The following is a 15,225-nucleotide window of genomic DNA, read 5'->3' as shown; positions in this document are numbered from 1 at the left end:
CACGGACCGGCAGAGATCAGGGCACCATGGACCGATGCGTGACGACGAGACGGCTGCTTCCGCCACGCCCTCCGGGGCCGGAGCGATCGGCGCACTCGTCCACCGCGCGGTCGAGGGCGACGAACAGGCCACGCACGACCTGCTGGCCCATGTCCACCCGCTCGCCCTGCGGTACTGCCGTACGCGGCTGAACCGACTGCCCGGCGACGCGCGTCACTTCGTGGAGGACCTCGCACAGGAGGTCTGCGTCGCCGTACTGATGGCCCTGCCGCGCTACCGGGACACGGGCCGACCCTTCGAGGCGTTCGTGTTCGCCATCGCCGGGCACAAGGTCGCCGACCTCCAGCGAGCCGCCATGCGGCACCCCGGGTCCACGGCCGTGCCCTCCGACGAGATGCCCGAGCGCCCCGACGACTCGCTCGGACCCGAGGAGCGCGCGCTGCTCAGCGACGACGCGGAGTGGGCGAAACGGCTGCTCGCCAACCTTCCCGAGAACCAGCGCGAACTGCTCGTCCTGCGGGTCGCCGTCGGGCTGACCGCCGAGGAGACCGGGCAGATGCTCGGCATGTCCCCCGGTGCGGTCCGGGTGGCCCAGCACCGGGCGCTCAGCCGCCTGCGGGCGCTCGCCGAACAGTGATGCCGGCGCCGCACGAACAGTGGCGCCAGAGCCGCACGAACGGCGTTGCCGGTGCCGCACGAGCGGTGACACCCGTGTCGCACGAGCCGCGATGACGGTGCCGCGCCGGTCGAACCCCCGTATGGCGGAAGTCATACGTGTGAACGTACAAAGCTTTCGGGTGATCTTGTTCGTGGAATGAGACGCGCCCGCTGGCCGTTAGCATGGACATCCGCACCGATCAAGGCCATATGGGGAAGGTGTCATGACTGCCAACGTCGACGGAGTGCCCGAGAAATTCGCGACACTCGGGCTGACCTACGACGACGTGCTGCTGCTGCCGGGCGCGTCCGACATGGCCCCCGACCAGATCGACACCTCTTCGCACCTGTCCAAGAACGTCCGGCTCAACATCCCGTTGCTCTCGGCCGCGATGGACAAGGTCACCGAGTCCCGCATGGCCATCGCCATGGCCCGGCAGGGTGGTGCCGGTGTCCTCCACCGCAACCTCTCCATCGCCGACCAGGCCAACCAGGTCGACCTGGTGAAGCGGTCCGAGTCCGGCATGGTCACCGACCCGATCACGGTCCACCCGGACGCGACGCTGGCCGAGGCCGACGCGATCTGTGCCAAGTTCCGCATCAGCGGCGTCCCGGTGACCGACCCCGCGGGCAAGCTGCTCGGCATCGTCACCAACCGCGACATGGCCTTCGAGACCGACCGCAGCCAGCAGGTGCGCGACGTCATGACCCCGATGCCGCTGGTCACCGGCAAGGTCGGCATCTCGGGCGTGGACGCCATGGAGCTGCTGCGCCGCCACAAGATCGAGAAGCTGCCGCTGGTCGACGACGACGGCATCCTCAAGGGCCTGATCACCGTCAAGGACTTCGTCAAGGCGGAGCAGTACCCGAACGCCGCGAAGGACAGGGAAGGCCGGCTGATCGTCGGTGCCGCCGTCGGCGTCGCGGGCGACGCCTACGAGCGTGCCCAGGCCCTGATCGAGGTGGGCGTCGACTTCATCGTCGTGGACACGGCGCACGGACACTCCCGGCTGGTCGGCGACATGGTCGCGAAGATCAAGTCGAACGCGTCGGTCGACGTCATCGGCGGCAACGTCGCCACCCGCGACGGCGCCAAGGCGCTGGTCGACGCGGGCGTCGACGGCATCAAGGTCGGTGTCGGCCCCGGCTCCATCTGCACCACGCGCGTCGTCGCCGGCATCGGCGTACCGCAGGTCACGGCCATCTACGAGGCGTCCCTCGCCGCCAAGGAGGCCGGCGTCCCGGTCATCGGCGACGGCGGCCTGCAGTACTCGGGCGACATCGCCAAGGCCCTCGTCGCGGGCGCCGACACGGTGATGCTGGGCTCGCTGCTCGCGGGCTGCGAGGAGTCGCCGGGCGAGCTGATGTTCATCAACGGCAAGCAGTTCAAGTCGTACCGGGGCATGGGCTCCCTGGGCGCCATGCAGTCCCGTGGCGACCAGCGCTCCTTCTCCAAGGACCGGTACTTCCAGGAGGGCGTCGCCTCCGACGAGAAGCTGGTCCCCGAGGGCATCGAGGGCCAGGTGCCCTACCGCGGCCCGCTCTCCGCGGTCGTCCACCAGCTGGTCGGCGGCCTGCGCCAGTCGATGTTCTACGTCGGTGGCCGGACCGTCCCGGAGCTCCAGGACCGCGGCCGGTTCGTACGGATCACGTCGGCGGGTCTCAAGGAGAGCCACCCGCACGACATCCAGATGACCGTCGAGGCACCGAACTACAGCAGCCGGCGCTAGTCACCGCAACCGCGACCGCCGCACCACCACACCGTGATCACGCCCGGGAGGGGCGGCCCGGGACCGCCCGGGCCGCCCCTCCCGCGTGTGTCGGCGATACTGGTAGGCGCAGACGTAGAGGGAAAGGCCACACATCGTGACTGAGATCGAGATCGGGCGCGGCAAGCGCGGCCGCAGGGCGTACGCGTTCGACGACATCGCCGTCGTACCGAGCCGGCGCACCCGGGACCCGAAGGAGGTCTCGATCGCCTGGCAGATCGACGCCTACCGCTTCGAGCTGCCCTTCCTGGCCGCCCCCATGGACTCCGTCGTCTCCCCGCAGACGGCCATCCGCATCGGGCAGCTCGGCGGTCTCGGTGTGCTGAACCTCGAGGGTCTGTGGACCCGGTACGAGGACCCGCAGCCGCTCCTCGACGAGATCACCGAGCTGGACGAGGCCACCGCGACCCGCCGCCTCCAGGAGATCTACGCCGCGCCGATCAAGGAAGAGCTGATCGGGCAGCGGATCAAGGAGGTGCGCGACTCGGGTGTGGTCACCGCCGCCGCGCTCTCGCCGCAGCGCACGGCCCAGTTCTCCAAGGCCGTCGTGGACGCCGGTGTCGACATCTTCGTGATCCGTGGCACGACCGTCTCCGCCGAGCACGTCTCCGGCGCGGCCGAGCCGCTGAACCTGAAGCAGTTCATCTACGAGCTGGACGTGCCCGTCATCGTCGGCGGCTGCGCCACCTACACCGCGGCCCTGCACCTGATGCGGACGGGCGCGGCGGGTGTGCTCGTCGGTTTCGGCGGCGGCGCCGCCCACACCACCCGTAACGTGCTGGGCATCCAGGTGCCGATGGCCACTGCCGTGGCGGACGTCGCGGCCGCTCGCCGGGACTACATGGACGAGTCCGGCGGCCGGTACGTGCACGTCATCGCGGACGGCGGGGTCGGCTGGTCGGGCGACCTGCCGAAGGCCATCGCGTGCGGTGCCGACTCGGTCATGATCGGCTCGCCCCTGGCGCGGGCGACCGACGCGCCGGGCAAGGGCCACCACTGGGGCATGGAGGCCGTCCACGAGGACGTGCCGCGCGGCAAGCTCGTCGACCTCGGCATCGTCGGTACGACCGAGGAGGTCCTCACGGGGCCCTCGCACACCCCGGACGGGTCGATGAACTTCTTCGGCGCCCTGCGCCGGGCCATGGCGACCACGGGCTACAGCGAGCTCAAGGAGTTCCAGCGCGTCGAGGTCACCGTCGCGGACGCGCAGCACAGCCGCTGACGTACACGGCACAGCGCCGGATGTACACCGGCGGAGCCGCCTGACGCGCGGCCGACAGCGGCGAGGGCCCGTACCGGATTCGGTGCGGGCCCTCGGTGTATCCGGCTATCCGGCTATCCGGCCATGCGGCGTGTCCGGCGTGTCCGGCGTGTTCGGCCCTGTGGCGGACGTACGCGCGCGTGCGCGCGGCACAGGGGCCGGTGGCCGCCCCGTGTACGGGTGGCGGCCTGCACTGCCCGTGTGCTTCGTACGTACGTAGGTGTGGTGCTTCCGTCAGCGCGCGGACTTCTTCGCGGCCGAGAAGGCGGTGATGCCGCCGATCGCCAGGAAGAGCCACGTCATCACGTCGGCCTCTTCCTTCCAGCCGTCGATCAGGTCGCCCAGGTTCTCCGTGAGGATCGTGACGGCGGAGAGCTCGCCGCCGGACCACCAGCTGATCAGCAGCGCGAAGCCGAACAGCTGACCGGCGAAGACACCGGCGAGCGCGAGCGGCGCGCTGATGACCGGCAGCAGCGGATTGGCGCCGCCGACCTTGCCGACGGCGAAGCCGACGAGGGCGCCGACGCCCAGAGCGGCGTAGCCGATCTCGGTGTACTCGCCGTTCTCCTTGCCGAAGGCGCGCATGATGCCGCCGTAGACGAGGGCGCCGACGACCATCGCGACGACACCGACCACGATGCCGAGCGTGACGTTGCTCCGCGCCGGGGCGGCCGGCTGCGCGGGGTACGGCGCGGTGGGCTCGACGCCGGGGCCGCCGGCGAACGGGTTGCCGGAGGGCGGCGGAACGGACTGGCTCATGCTGGGATTCCCCCTGGATGCCTGGGCGCGCCCCACGCACAGCTGTGCGTTGACGCACTGCTGTGCGAATCAGCCCCGGACACTAGCAGGAGGGTCCGACAACAGGCCCCGTGATTCCAGGGGCCGCAAGGGCGGAACCGGTCAAAGGCGTTGGGCGGCCCCCGCCGGGGTGGCTCCGCGCGTGTCCAGCAGCAGCTGCGCCTTCACGGAGAGCCCTTGGAGGTCGTACGTGCGGTGGTGCTGGAGAAGGATCGTCAGGTCGGCCCCGGCGGCCGCCTCGTAGAGGGAGTCCGCGCGGGGCACGGGGACGTCGCGTACGCGCCAGTCGGGCACGTACGGGTCGTGATAGCTGACCGCGGCGCCCAGGTCCATCAGATGGCGGGCGATCTCCGGCGCGGGAGACCCTTCCTGGTCGGCGAGGTCCGGCTTGTAGGTGACGCCGAGCAGCAGGACGCGGGCGCCGCGCGCGGACTTGCCGTGCTCGTTGAGGAGGGTGGCGCAGCGCTGGACGACATAGCGGGGCATGCGTTCGTTGACCTGGCTCGCCAGTTCGACCAGCCGGAGCGGGTGGTGGGCGCCGATGGTGTCGACGGGCGTGCCGTGGCCGCCGACGCCGGGGCCGGGGCGGAACGCCTGGAACCCGAACGGTTTGGTCTCGGCGCACCGGATGACGTCCCAGAGGTCGACGCCGAGCTCATGGCAGAGCACCGCCATCTCGTTGACCAGGGCGATGTTGACGTGCCGGAAGTTGGTCTCCAGCAGCTTCACCGTCTCCGCCTCGCGGGGGCCGCGCGCGCGTACCACCTTCTCGGTGAGGCGGCTGTAGAAGGCGGCGGCGGATTCGGTGCAGGCCGGGGTGAGGCCGCCGATGACCTTGGGGATGTGGGTGTAGCCGTGGACGCGGTTGCCGGGGTCGAGACGCCCGGGGGAGTAGGCCAGGTGGAAGTCGCGGCCGGCCCGCAGCCCCGAGCCCTCTTCGAGGATCGGGCGCAGGAACTCCTCGGTGGTGCCGGGCCGTACCGGTGATTCCAGCAGCACGGTGGTGTGCGGGCGCAGCCGCGCGGCCAGGGCGCGGGCCGCGTCGGAGACGGCGCCGAGGTCGATGCCGCGATCCACCCCGAGTGGGGTCGGTACGCAGATGACGGCGGTGCGGACGCGCCCGAGTTCGGCCGGGTCGGTGGTGGGCCGGAAGCCCCCCGAGAGCATCCGGCGGATCTCCGACGCGGTGAGGGAGCCGTCGACGGGGGTGCGTCCTGCGGCGAGCTCCGCTACGGGGCGGGGGTCGATGTCGTAGCCGATGGTGGCGATGCCGGCGGCTGTGGCGGCCTGGGCGAGGGGCAGTCCGTGGTGGCCGAGGCCGATGACGGCGAGGTCTGCGGGCATGGGTGGGCCGTCCTTCCCAGTAGCCGGAGCGGACGAGGGCCGCAAGTCCTGTGGACGGAACAAGCGGGTGCAATGTCAGACTAGGCGTAAATATGACCGTTATGTTGCATTGCGCGGCGATGGGCGTCCGAGTGTTGTCCACAGGCGGTGGCTGAAGTCGGAGTGCCGGGACAGAATCGAAGCTGTGAGCCCGACCACACGGGGGGACGACGGGAGGCAGCGGTGAGGACAGCGACACTGGGACCCACGGAGCGCGCGGAGGCGCTGGCCGCCATGGCCGAGCGCGAGCTCGACGTACTGGTGGTCGGCGCCGGCGTCGTGGGCGCGGGCACCGCACTCGACGCGGCGACCCGCGGCCTGGCCACCGGACTGGTGGAGGCGCGTGACTGGGCGTCGGGCACGTCCAGCCGGTCGAGCAAGCTGATCCACGGCGGCCTGCGGTACCTGGAGATGCTGGACTTCGCGCTCGTACGGGAGGCACTGAAGGAGCGCGGACTGCTGCTGGAGCGGCTGGCGCCGCACCTCGTCAAGCCGGTGCCCTTCCTCTATCCACTGCGGCACAAGGGCTGGGAGAGGTTCTACGCGGGCTCGGGCGTCGCGCTGTACGACGCGATGTCCGTGTCGTCCGGGCACGGCCGCGGCCTCCCCCTGCACCGGCATCTGACACGGCGGCAGGCGCTGCGGGTGGCGCCCGCGCTGCGGAAGGAGGCGCTGGTCGGCGCGTTGCAGTACTACGACGCGAAGATGGACGACGCCCGCTATGTGACGACGCTCGTACGGACAGCCGCCGCGTACGGCGCCCACGCCGCCAGCCGGGCGCGCGTCATCGGCTTCCTCCGCGAGGGCGAACGCGTCGTCGGCGCGCGCGTGCGGGACGTGGAAGCCGGCGGCGAGTACGAGGTCCGGGCCAAACAGGTCGTCAACGCGACCGGTGTGTGGACGGACGACACCCAGGCGCTCATCGGCGAGCGCGGCCAGTTCCACGTCCGCGCCTCGAAGGGCATCCATCTGGTCGTACCCAAGGACCGGATCCATTCGAGCACCGGGCTGATCCTGCGCACCGAGAAGTCCGTGCTGTTCGTCATCCCGTGGGGCCGCCACTGGATCGTCGGCACCACGGACACGGACTGGGACCTCGACAAGGCCCATCCGGCGGCGTCGAGCGCCGACATCGACTACCTCCTGGAACATGTGAACAGCGTCCTCGCGACCCCGCTCACCCGGGACGACGTGCAGGGCGTCTACGCCGGGCTGCGCCCCCTGCTGGCCGGTGAGTCCGACGCGACCAGCAAGCTGTCACGGGAGCACACGGTCGCCCACCCGGTCCCCGGCCTGGTCGTCGTCGCGGGCGGCAAGTACACGACGTACCGGGTGATGGCCAAGGACGCCGTCGACGAGGCGGTGCACGGCCTCGACACGCGCGTGGCGGCGTGTGTCACGGAGGAGGTGCCGCTGGTCGGCGCCGAGGGATACCGGGCGCTGTGGAACGCCAGGGCCCGCATCGCGGCGCGGACGGGGCTTCACGTGGTACGCGTGGAGCACCTGTTGAACCGGTACGGGTCGCTGGTGGAGGAGGTGCTGGAGCTGATCGCCGCCGAGCCGGGCCTCGGTGAACCCCTGGGCGGTGCCGAGGACTACCTTCGAGCCGAAATCGTGTACGCCGCGTCGCACGAGGGCGCGCGGCATCTGGACGACGTCCTGACCCGGCGGACCCGTATCTCCATCGAGACGTTCGACCGCGGCACCCGCAGCGCCCGTGAGTGCGCGGAACTCATGGCACCGGTGCTGGGCTGGGACAACAGGCAGATCGAACGGGAGGTGGAGCACTACGAGAAGCGTGTGGAGGCGGAGCGGGAGTCGCAGCGCCAGCCCGACGACCTGACGGCCGACGCGGCCCGTCTGGGCGCGCCTGACATCGTTCCGCTCTGAGCCGCGGGGGCCCTTCGGCGCACCAGTGCGGACCCGGGAGTACCGCTGGTCCTGGAGTGAGGGACAATGAAGGCTCTTCCAGGGCGGGTTACCGCATCGCGCGGAAGCGGCAGGCGCGGGCGAGGAACAGGATCGCAGAGGGGACGCATGTCGGGAGCGGAGCAGGCGCGGAACGCGGCGCGGGAACCTCGGCGCGGCGCCGCCGAGTCGGAAGCCGGGCCGGGCGTCGAGCCGGGTGCGGCGACCGATGACGGCGTGGCCATGGAGTCCGGTGACGAGGCGGCCGCACGGAACACGGTTCCGGCCGCCCGGTCGGGTGTGGACGCGGGCGAGGACGGCGGCGAGACCGCCGCGACCGACGTGCCCGAGGACAGGAAGCCCACGGAGCAGGCGGAGCCCGAGCGTCCCACGGAGCCCGGGGACGACAAGCCCGGGGCCGGGAAGGCCCAGGACGGGAAGCCCGGGGCCGGGAAGGCCGGGGACCGGACACCCGAGGCGGCTGCGCCCGGGGACAAGACGCCTCGGGCGACTGCCGGTCAGGGCACGCCGTCGCAGGATTCCCCCCGGGACGGGACCCCCGACAAGGCACCTCGAGACAAGACCCCCGAGGGCGGAGCCGGCGAGAACAAGGCTTCCGACGCCGGCGTCCCCGAGGCCGAGGCCGCCGAGGTCGATACCCCGCAGGGCCGGGCGCCGCTGACCAAGGCCGCTCAGGGCGTGCCCGCGCGGGACGCTGCCCAGGCGGAGGCCGCTCAGGAGGCCCCCCGAGCCAACGCCCCCCAGGCCAAAGCATCCCTGGCCAAAACGCCTCAGGACAAGACGCCTCAGGACAAGACCCCGCCGGACAGGGCGCCGCAGGCGGCGGCCGCGCAGGCGGCGGGACCGTCGGGGCGCAGGGCTGGCGCCGGTGCCGCGCCGACGGCGGAGGGGCGGCTGCTCGCCGGGCGGTACCGGCTCGGCGGCGTGCTCGGACGCGGCGGAATGGGAACCGTCTGGCGTGCTGTGGACGAGACGCTCGGCCGTACCGTCGCCGTCAAGGAGCTGCGCTTCCCCGGCAGCATCGACGAGGACGAGAAGCGCCGGCTGGTCACGCGAACCCTGCGCGAGGCCAAGGCGATCGCCCGGATCCGCAACAACGGCGCGGTGACCGTCTACGACGTCGTGCACGAGGACGACCGGCCCTGGATCGTCATGGAGCTCATCGAGGGCAAGTCCCTCGCGGACGCCGTGCGCGAGGACGGCACCCTCACACCCCGGCGCGCCGCCGAGGTGGGGCTCGCGATCCTGGACGTCCTCCGCTCGGCCCACCGCGAGGGCATCCTGCACCGCGATGTGAAGCCGTCCAACGTACTGATCGCCGAGGACGGCCGGGTCGTCCTCACCGACTTCGGCATCGCGCAGGTCGAGGGCGACCCGTCCATCACCTCCACCGGCATGCTCGTCGGCGCGCCCTCCTACATCTCGCCCGAGCGGGCCCGGGGCCACAAGCCCGGCCCGGCGGCCGACATGTGGTCGCTGGGCGGCCTGCTCTACGCGTGCGTGGAGGGCGTCCCGCCCTACGACAAGGGTTCCGCGATCGCGACACTGACCGCGGTGATGACCGAGCAGCTCGACCCGCCGAAGAACGCGGGACCGCTGGAGGAGGTCATCTACGGCCTGCTCGCCAAGGACCCGGCGCAGCGGCTCGACGACGCGGGCGCACGCGCGCTGCTCACCGCCGTCATCGACGCGCCGGACAAGCCGGTCGTCCCTCCGGCGCCGGAGCCGTCTCCCGAGGCCACGCGGGTCGTGCCGCTCCCGCCCCGGCCGCCGGAGCGTGACGTGGCCGCCGACCGGATGCGCGGTGCGCTGCGCTCCGTACGGAACGCGGCCGCGGCGACCGCCACGCGACCGGAGCGTCCCGGCCCGCCCGCGCCCGTGCGGGCGCCGCTCACGGACGTGGTGCCGCGCCGCACGCTGGTGACCATCGCGGTCGTCGCCGTACTCGCGGTGCTGGCCACCGTGCTCGCGTTCGCGCTCGGCGGGGACGACGACCCGGGAGCCAAGGGCGCGGGCACCGGCGACCAGGCGGCCTCGACCGGGGCGACCGCCGGTTCCGACGGCGACGGCGGCACCGCGGGGAAGACCGGTGGCAACGACGGCCGACCGGACGGCGACAAGGGCACGGAGCAGGACGGCACCAAGCCCGGCACCAGCACCGAGGGTCAGCAGGGCGGACAGCAGGGCGGCGCCGGTGCGACCCCCTCCGTGACGCCCAGCGGCGGGCCGATGCTGCCCGCCGGGTACAAGATGATCACCAACAAGCAGTTCCGCTTCTCCATGGCCATGCCGTCGGATTTCCGTATGACCGGCATAGCGGGCAACAACTCCGGCGGGATATTCAGCGCCGACGGCGGATTCCCGCGCATACAGGTCGACTTCACCGGCAGCCCCGGCCAGGACGCGGCCGCCGCGTGGACCGCCGCCATGGGCGCCGTCGCCGCGAGCAGCAACGGCTACAAGCACCACGGCATCAAGCCCGTGGCCTACAACGGCTATCCGACCGTGGCCGATTGGCAGTTCGAGCGCAATCAGGGCGGCGAACGGGTATGGGTGCTCAACAGGGGGTTCAAGGTCGACGCCAAGCACGGCTACGCGATCATGATCACGTGCAGGTCCGCGGAGTGGAACGGCGCCGAGTGCAAGACCTTGCGGGAGACGGCGTTCGCGACATTCAGCCCCAAGGACTGACCACGGGGACGTATCGTGAGACCTGGGGGACCGCGCGCGGCTGAATCGCGCGCGTAACTGCACACGAACCGACCGGAATTGGCGGTATTGACGGTTTCGTACGGACGGCGAGGCCGGGGGGACAGCGCGCTCACGGGGAGGCGTCGTGGACGACTACGCGGGACGGGTACTCGCCGACCGCTACCGCCTGCCGCTGCCGCCCTCGGACGCGTTCGACGTGGTCGAGACCCGGGCGTTCGACACCTACAGTGGGCAGGAAGTCCTGATCCGCCAGCTGCCGCTGCCCGAGGTCGTGGACGCCGAGGTGGTCGACGCCGACCCGGCGTACGGCCAGGCGGGCGGGTACGGCCGGCGGACCGCGCAGCCCCGCCAGGCGCCCCGGACCGCCACGCGCCGGCCCGCGGACCCGGCGGTGCGGCGGGCCGTCGAGGCCGCTCAGACCGCCGCGCAGATCCCGGACCATCCGCGCCTGGACCAGGTCTTCGACGTCTTCGCGGAAGGCGGCTCGCTGTGGATAGTGAGTGAACTGGTCGACGCCCGGCCGCTCGCCGCCCTCCTCGCCGAGGAGCCGCTCAATCCGTACCGCGCGGCCGAGATCGCCTCGGACCTGCTGACGGCGTTGCGCGCCCTGCACGCGCACGGCTGGACCCACCGGAACATCACCGCCCGCACGGTGCTGATCTGCGACGACGGGCGGGTCGTCCTGACCGGGCTCGCGGCCGGCGCGGCGGAAGAGGCCCTCTGCGGCTACGCCCCGGTCCCGGAACCCGACGTGCTCGGCGCGGGCGACCGGGGCGACGTGATCGACGAGGTCGGCGCGATCGACGAGGGCGGCGGGTTCTCCCCACAGGACGCGGGCTCCGGGCAGGACGAGGGCTCCGGGTCGTACGCCTTGTACGACACCTATGACGACGTCCACGGCGTACGGCTGCCGGCGCCCGCGACCGGCCCGGTTCCCCTCCCGCCGGGCCCTCCCGCCCTGCCCAGCGGCTACACACCGCAGTGGTGGTCCCAGGCCGCCGACCGGGGCGACGACGACGAACACGACGACGAACACGACGACGAGCACGACGACGGAGACGTCGGCGACCACGGCGACGGGCGGGGCGAGGACGGCGGTGGGGCGGCGGCGCCACGTGCCCTGCTGGCCGGGACGTGGCGTGACGGCCCGCGGCCCGTGTCCGCGGGCGGGGGCAGCTCCCCGTACGGCGACGTCTCCCCGTACGGCGGCCCCAAGGCGGCGCTGCGGGCCGAGGCCCAGCGGGCAGACGCGGCGCGGCGGGTCGGCGCCCAGCGCGCACCCGACGCCGCACCGGGGGCCGAGCGGGCGGGCGGCCCGGCCGGGCGCTGGGACATGGCCGCCGAGGACGGCGGCGTCCCCGTGTACCGGGGCCCGGCGACCCCGCTCGCGGCCGAGCGCGCCCGCCAGGCCAGGATCGCCGTCGTCGGCGCCGTTACCGAGCGGTGGGCGCCCGAACAGGCCGGCCCCGTGCACGACACCTGGCAGCTGGCGCCGCCCATCGGCCCCGCAACGGACCTGTGGGCACTGGGCGCCCTGCTCTTCCGGGCCGTCCAGGGGCACGCCCCCTACCCGGAGGAGAGCGCGGCCGAACTCGTGCAGATGGTCTGCGCCGAGCCGCCCGCCTATGCGGAGGACTGCGGTCCGCTCCGCCCTGTCGTGGAGTCGCTGCTGCGTCAGGACCCGACGGAACGACCGGACTTCGAGGAGTTGCGCGGCTGGCTGCGCTCGCTGATCCGGTCGGCGCCGGAACCGGACGCGGGCAGCAGCGTCGTACCGATGCCGTCCGCCGACACGGCGAAGCTGCCGATGGTGCGCCGCAAGGGGGAGCTCGTCCGCAAGCGCCGCACGGGCGCGGCCGCGCCGCCCCACGGCCGGCACCGGCACAAGAAGGCCAAGGAGCGGGCACGTGGCCCGCGCGCCCTGGGCCGCACCCTGCTGGTGGCGATACTGCTCGTGCTCGCGGCGGCCGTGGCGTACGCCGCGCTGTTCATGCCCCGGGCGGAGTCGCAGGACCAGTCGCGCCGCCCGTCGGGGCAGGCCGCGCCCACGGCCACCGCGTCCGACGGGAGCGCCGGGCCCCGGCCGGGCGCGACCTCCGGCGGGGGCCGGACCACCGCTCCGGGGCAGGCACCGTCGACCAACGCGGTCACCCCGAGCTCGCCCGCACTGGCGGCCGGGTACGTCGTCAGGGACGACCCGGAGGGGTTCAGGATCGGGGTGCGCGAGGAGTGGCGGCGCAGCCCCATCAACGACATCGGCCAGATCCGCTACAACGGCGGCGACTACACGCTGATCGTCGTGCCCGGCCGGGACGCGGTCGCGGCGAACGGCGAGGACCCGCTCGAATACCAGCGAACCAGGGAGCGCGAGCTGCAGCCGTGGCGGGACTCCACGTGGGCGTCCGCGACCGGGCTGCGCCGCATAGACGTCGGCCGACAGGTCATGGCCGAGGGCCAGTTCACCTGGCGGGATGTCAACGGCCGTGACGTGTACGTCCGGAACCTGGCGCTCGTCGTCGGGGACCGGTACCACGTCATCCAGGTCATCGGCCCCGACAGCCAGCGCGACGAGGTGTCCGAGATCTACCGGCAGGCCATCGCCGCCTACCGTTCCACCCGCTGAGACGGCACGGCCGACGTCCGTCGCGGAAGGGTGAAGTACGCCGAGAACAAGGGCCCATGAGCCCCAGAACATTACGGAGAGTGGCCTTCGGGGCCTCTCTGAGGACCCGCTCATCACGGTGCGGTCTCCGTGGCGGCCCCGAGGTTCCGCTGGGCGCACACCCTCCGTAACCTTGCTCCGAAGCAGCGGGCGGGGCCGAGCGGGGACACGTGGAAGACAGTCAAGGCATGGGCGTGGGTCTGGTGCTCGCCGGGCGTTACCGGCTGGGCGAGACCATCGGCCGCGGCGGCATGGGCAAGGTGTGGCGTGCCCACGACGAATTGCTGCACCGGACGGTGGCGGTGAAGGAGTTGACGGCAGGACAGTACGTGTCCGAAGCCGACCGGATCGTGCTGCACGCCCGTACGCAGAAGGAGGCGCGGGCGGCCGCCAGGATCAGCCACCCCGGCGTCGTCACCGTCCATGACGTGCTCGAACACGACGACCGGCCCTGGATCGTCATGCAGTACGTCGACGGGCCCTCGCTCGCCGACGCCACCAAGGAGGCCGCGGACGCGCGCATCGCCCCCCGGGAGGCCGCCCGTATCGGCGTGCACGTGCTGGGCGCGCTGCGCGCCGCGCATGCCGCCGGGGTTCTGCACAGGGACGTCAAGCCCGGGAACGTCCTGCTCGCCCGCGACGGTCGGGTACTGCTCACCGACTTCGGCATCGCCGCGATCGAGGGCGACTCGACCATCACCCGCACCGGTGAACTCGTCGGCTCGATCGACTATCTGGCACCGGAACGGGTACGCGGTGCCGATCCCGGCCCGGCCTCCGACCTGTGGTCCCTGGGGGCCACGCTGTACACGGCCGTCGAGGGCTCGTCGCCGTTCCGCCGTACGTCGCCGATCAGCACCATGCAGGCCGTGGTGACCGAGGAGCCGTCACCGGCCGTGCACGCCGGGCCGCTCGGACCGGTCATCACCGCACTGCTGCGCAAGGACCCGGCGGACCGGCCAGGCGCCGCCGAGACCGAACGGATGCTGCTGGAGGCGATGGAGGGCCGGACGCCGACGGCCGCGCAGGCCTTCGTGCCGACCCAGGCGGTGCGGGAGGAGCAACTGCGTGAGGCGGCGTCCCGGCACGCCGAGGAATCCGGGGCGTCAGGGGCCGCCGGGGCCGGCGGTGTCGGCGGGGCCAGCGGTGTCGGCGGGGCCGCCGGTACTCGCGAGGGCTTCGCGTCCTTCGGGACCTCTGGGGCTGCCACGGCCCCCGGGCAGTCGTCCGGCGGGCACGCGGGCGGCGGGCAGTCCGGGGCGACACCCCGGCACCCCGTACCCGTACCCGGATTCGGTCCCGCGTCCGAGCACGGGACGGCCAACCGGACCGGTCGCAGGGCCGGCGGCGCCGTCAGCGGCATCGGCACGGGTGATGGCGGCAGCGGTGGCGGTATTGGCGGTGGGCGCGGGCGTTGGCGGAGGGCCGTCCTCGTCGTCGTCCTCGCCGGCGTCGTCGGCGGCGCCGCGGGCTTCGCGGTCATGCGGTACGCGGGTGACGGCGACGACAGGCGGACCACGCAGGCGGCCGACCCCACGCCCGGTGCCTCGGCCACGCCCACCAGAACACCCGGCGGAGTGCCGGAGGGCTGGGAACGGGTCAAGGATCCGGAGGGTTTCAGCCTGCTCGTGCCCAAGGGGTGGAAGCGGCAGATGGACGGCGATCAGATCGACTACACACCCGACAACGGCCGTCACCGCATTCGCATCAGCATCGACTCGTCACCGGACTTCGAGAACCCCTACATGCACATGCTGAATGTGGAAAGGGGACTTAAGAAGCGGCTCCCGGACTATCAACGGAAGCAGCTGCACCCGAATACGTTCCGTGATCAACTGGAATCCTGTCTCTGGGAGTTCACCTGGACGGAGAGAAAGGATCATCCGGGCAAGCGGCGCGCGATCGACCAGGTGTACTTCACGGACGACGGAACGGAGTACGCGCTGTACATGTCGTCTCCCGCGGAAGACTGGCCGACCACACGGGAGCAGTTCGACATCATGCTGCGCAGCTGGCGTCCCGCCGGGGAATGACCTCCTCGGCGCGAGCAGAGG

At 72.3% G+C, this 15,225-nt stretch carries 9 protein-coding genes; 7 read left to right on the top strand and 2 right to left on the bottom strand.

The window, feature by feature from the left end:
• The first annotated feature begins 34 nt into the window (after nt 1-34).
• From ACGF5U_RS10230 to ACGF5U_RS10220, 3 genes are all read left to right on the top strand, one after another.
• Nucleotides 35-637 carry a sigma-70 family RNA polymerase sigma factor gene (locus ACGF5U_RS10230; RefSeq protein ID WP_392711988.1) on the top strand — a complete coding sequence of 201 codons (603 nt, stop codon included), beginning with the start codon at nt 35-37 and terminating at the stop codon, nt 635-637.
• Between the two features lie 244 nt (nt 638-881).
• Complete coding sequence (guaB, locus tag ACGF5U_RS10225) at nt 882-2,387, top strand: IMP dehydrogenase (RefSeq protein ID WP_392711990.1); 1,506 nt, start codon at nt 882-884, stop codon at nt 2,385-2,387.
• 136 nt (nt 2,388-2,523) lie between these two features.
• On the top strand, nt 2,524-3,648 hold the full coding sequence (locus tag ACGF5U_RS10220; protein ID WP_392711992.1) for a GuaB3 family IMP dehydrogenase-related protein: 1,125 nt from the start codon (nt 2,524-2,526) through the stop codon (nt 3,646-3,648).
• Between the two features lie 273 nt (nt 3,649-3,921).
• Here the strand turns inward: ACGF5U_RS10220 and ACGF5U_RS10215 are convergent, their stop codons facing one another.
• Together ACGF5U_RS10215 and ACGF5U_RS10210 are read right to left on the bottom strand one after the other, a co-directional pair.
• A complete protein-coding gene (locus ACGF5U_RS10215; protein WP_392711994.1) occupies nt 3,922-4,446 on the bottom strand; it encodes a hypothetical protein in 525 nt (174 codons plus the stop codon).
• A gap of 141 nt (nt 4,447-4,587) precedes the next feature.
• Nucleotides 4,588-5,829, bottom strand: a complete 1,242-nt coding sequence (locus ACGF5U_RS10210) for a nucleotide sugar dehydrogenase (protein ID WP_392711995.1) — start codon at nt 5,827-5,829, stop codon at nt 4,588-4,590.
• Between the two features lie 222 nt (nt 5,830-6,051).
• Between ACGF5U_RS10210 and ACGF5U_RS10205 the strand changes: the two genes are divergently transcribed.
• The 4 genes from ACGF5U_RS10205 to ACGF5U_RS10190 all read left to right on the top strand — a co-directional run bounded on the left by ACGF5U_RS10205 (nt 6,052) and on the right by ACGF5U_RS10190 (nt 15,204).
• The gene (locus ACGF5U_RS10205) at nt 6,052-7,758 is read left to right on the top strand and encodes a glycerol-3-phosphate dehydrogenase/oxidase (RefSeq protein WP_392711997.1); all 1,707 of its coding nucleotides are present in this window, start codon (nt 6,052-6,054) and stop codon (nt 7,756-7,758) included.
• Nucleotides 7,759-7,905: 147 nt separating this feature from the next.
• Nucleotides 7,906-10,488 (top strand): protein kinase, encoded by a 2,583-nt coding sequence (locus ACGF5U_RS10200; protein WP_392711999.1) that lies wholly within the window; start codon nt 7,906-7,908, stop codon nt 10,486-10,488.
• A 145-nt stretch (nt 10,489-10,633) separates the two neighbouring features.
• Nucleotides 10,634-13,132 (top strand): protein kinase, encoded by a 2,499-nt coding sequence (locus ACGF5U_RS10195; RefSeq protein ID WP_392712000.1) that lies wholly within the window; start codon nt 10,634-10,636, stop codon nt 13,130-13,132.
• Nucleotides 13,133-13,359: 227 nt separating this feature from the next.
• On the top strand, nt 13,360-15,204 hold the full coding sequence (locus ACGF5U_RS10190) for a serine/threonine-protein kinase (protein ID WP_392712002.1): 1,845 nt from the start codon (nt 13,360-13,362) through the stop codon (nt 15,202-15,204).
• Nucleotides 15,205-15,225: the final 21 nt, after the last annotated feature.

This window comes from Streptomyces sp. NPDC047886, assembly GCF_043204435.1.
Lineage (GTDB): Bacteria > Actinomycetota > Actinomycetes > Streptomycetales > Streptomycetaceae > Streptomyces.
This window is presented reverse-complemented; position numbering and strand designations above follow the sequence as displayed.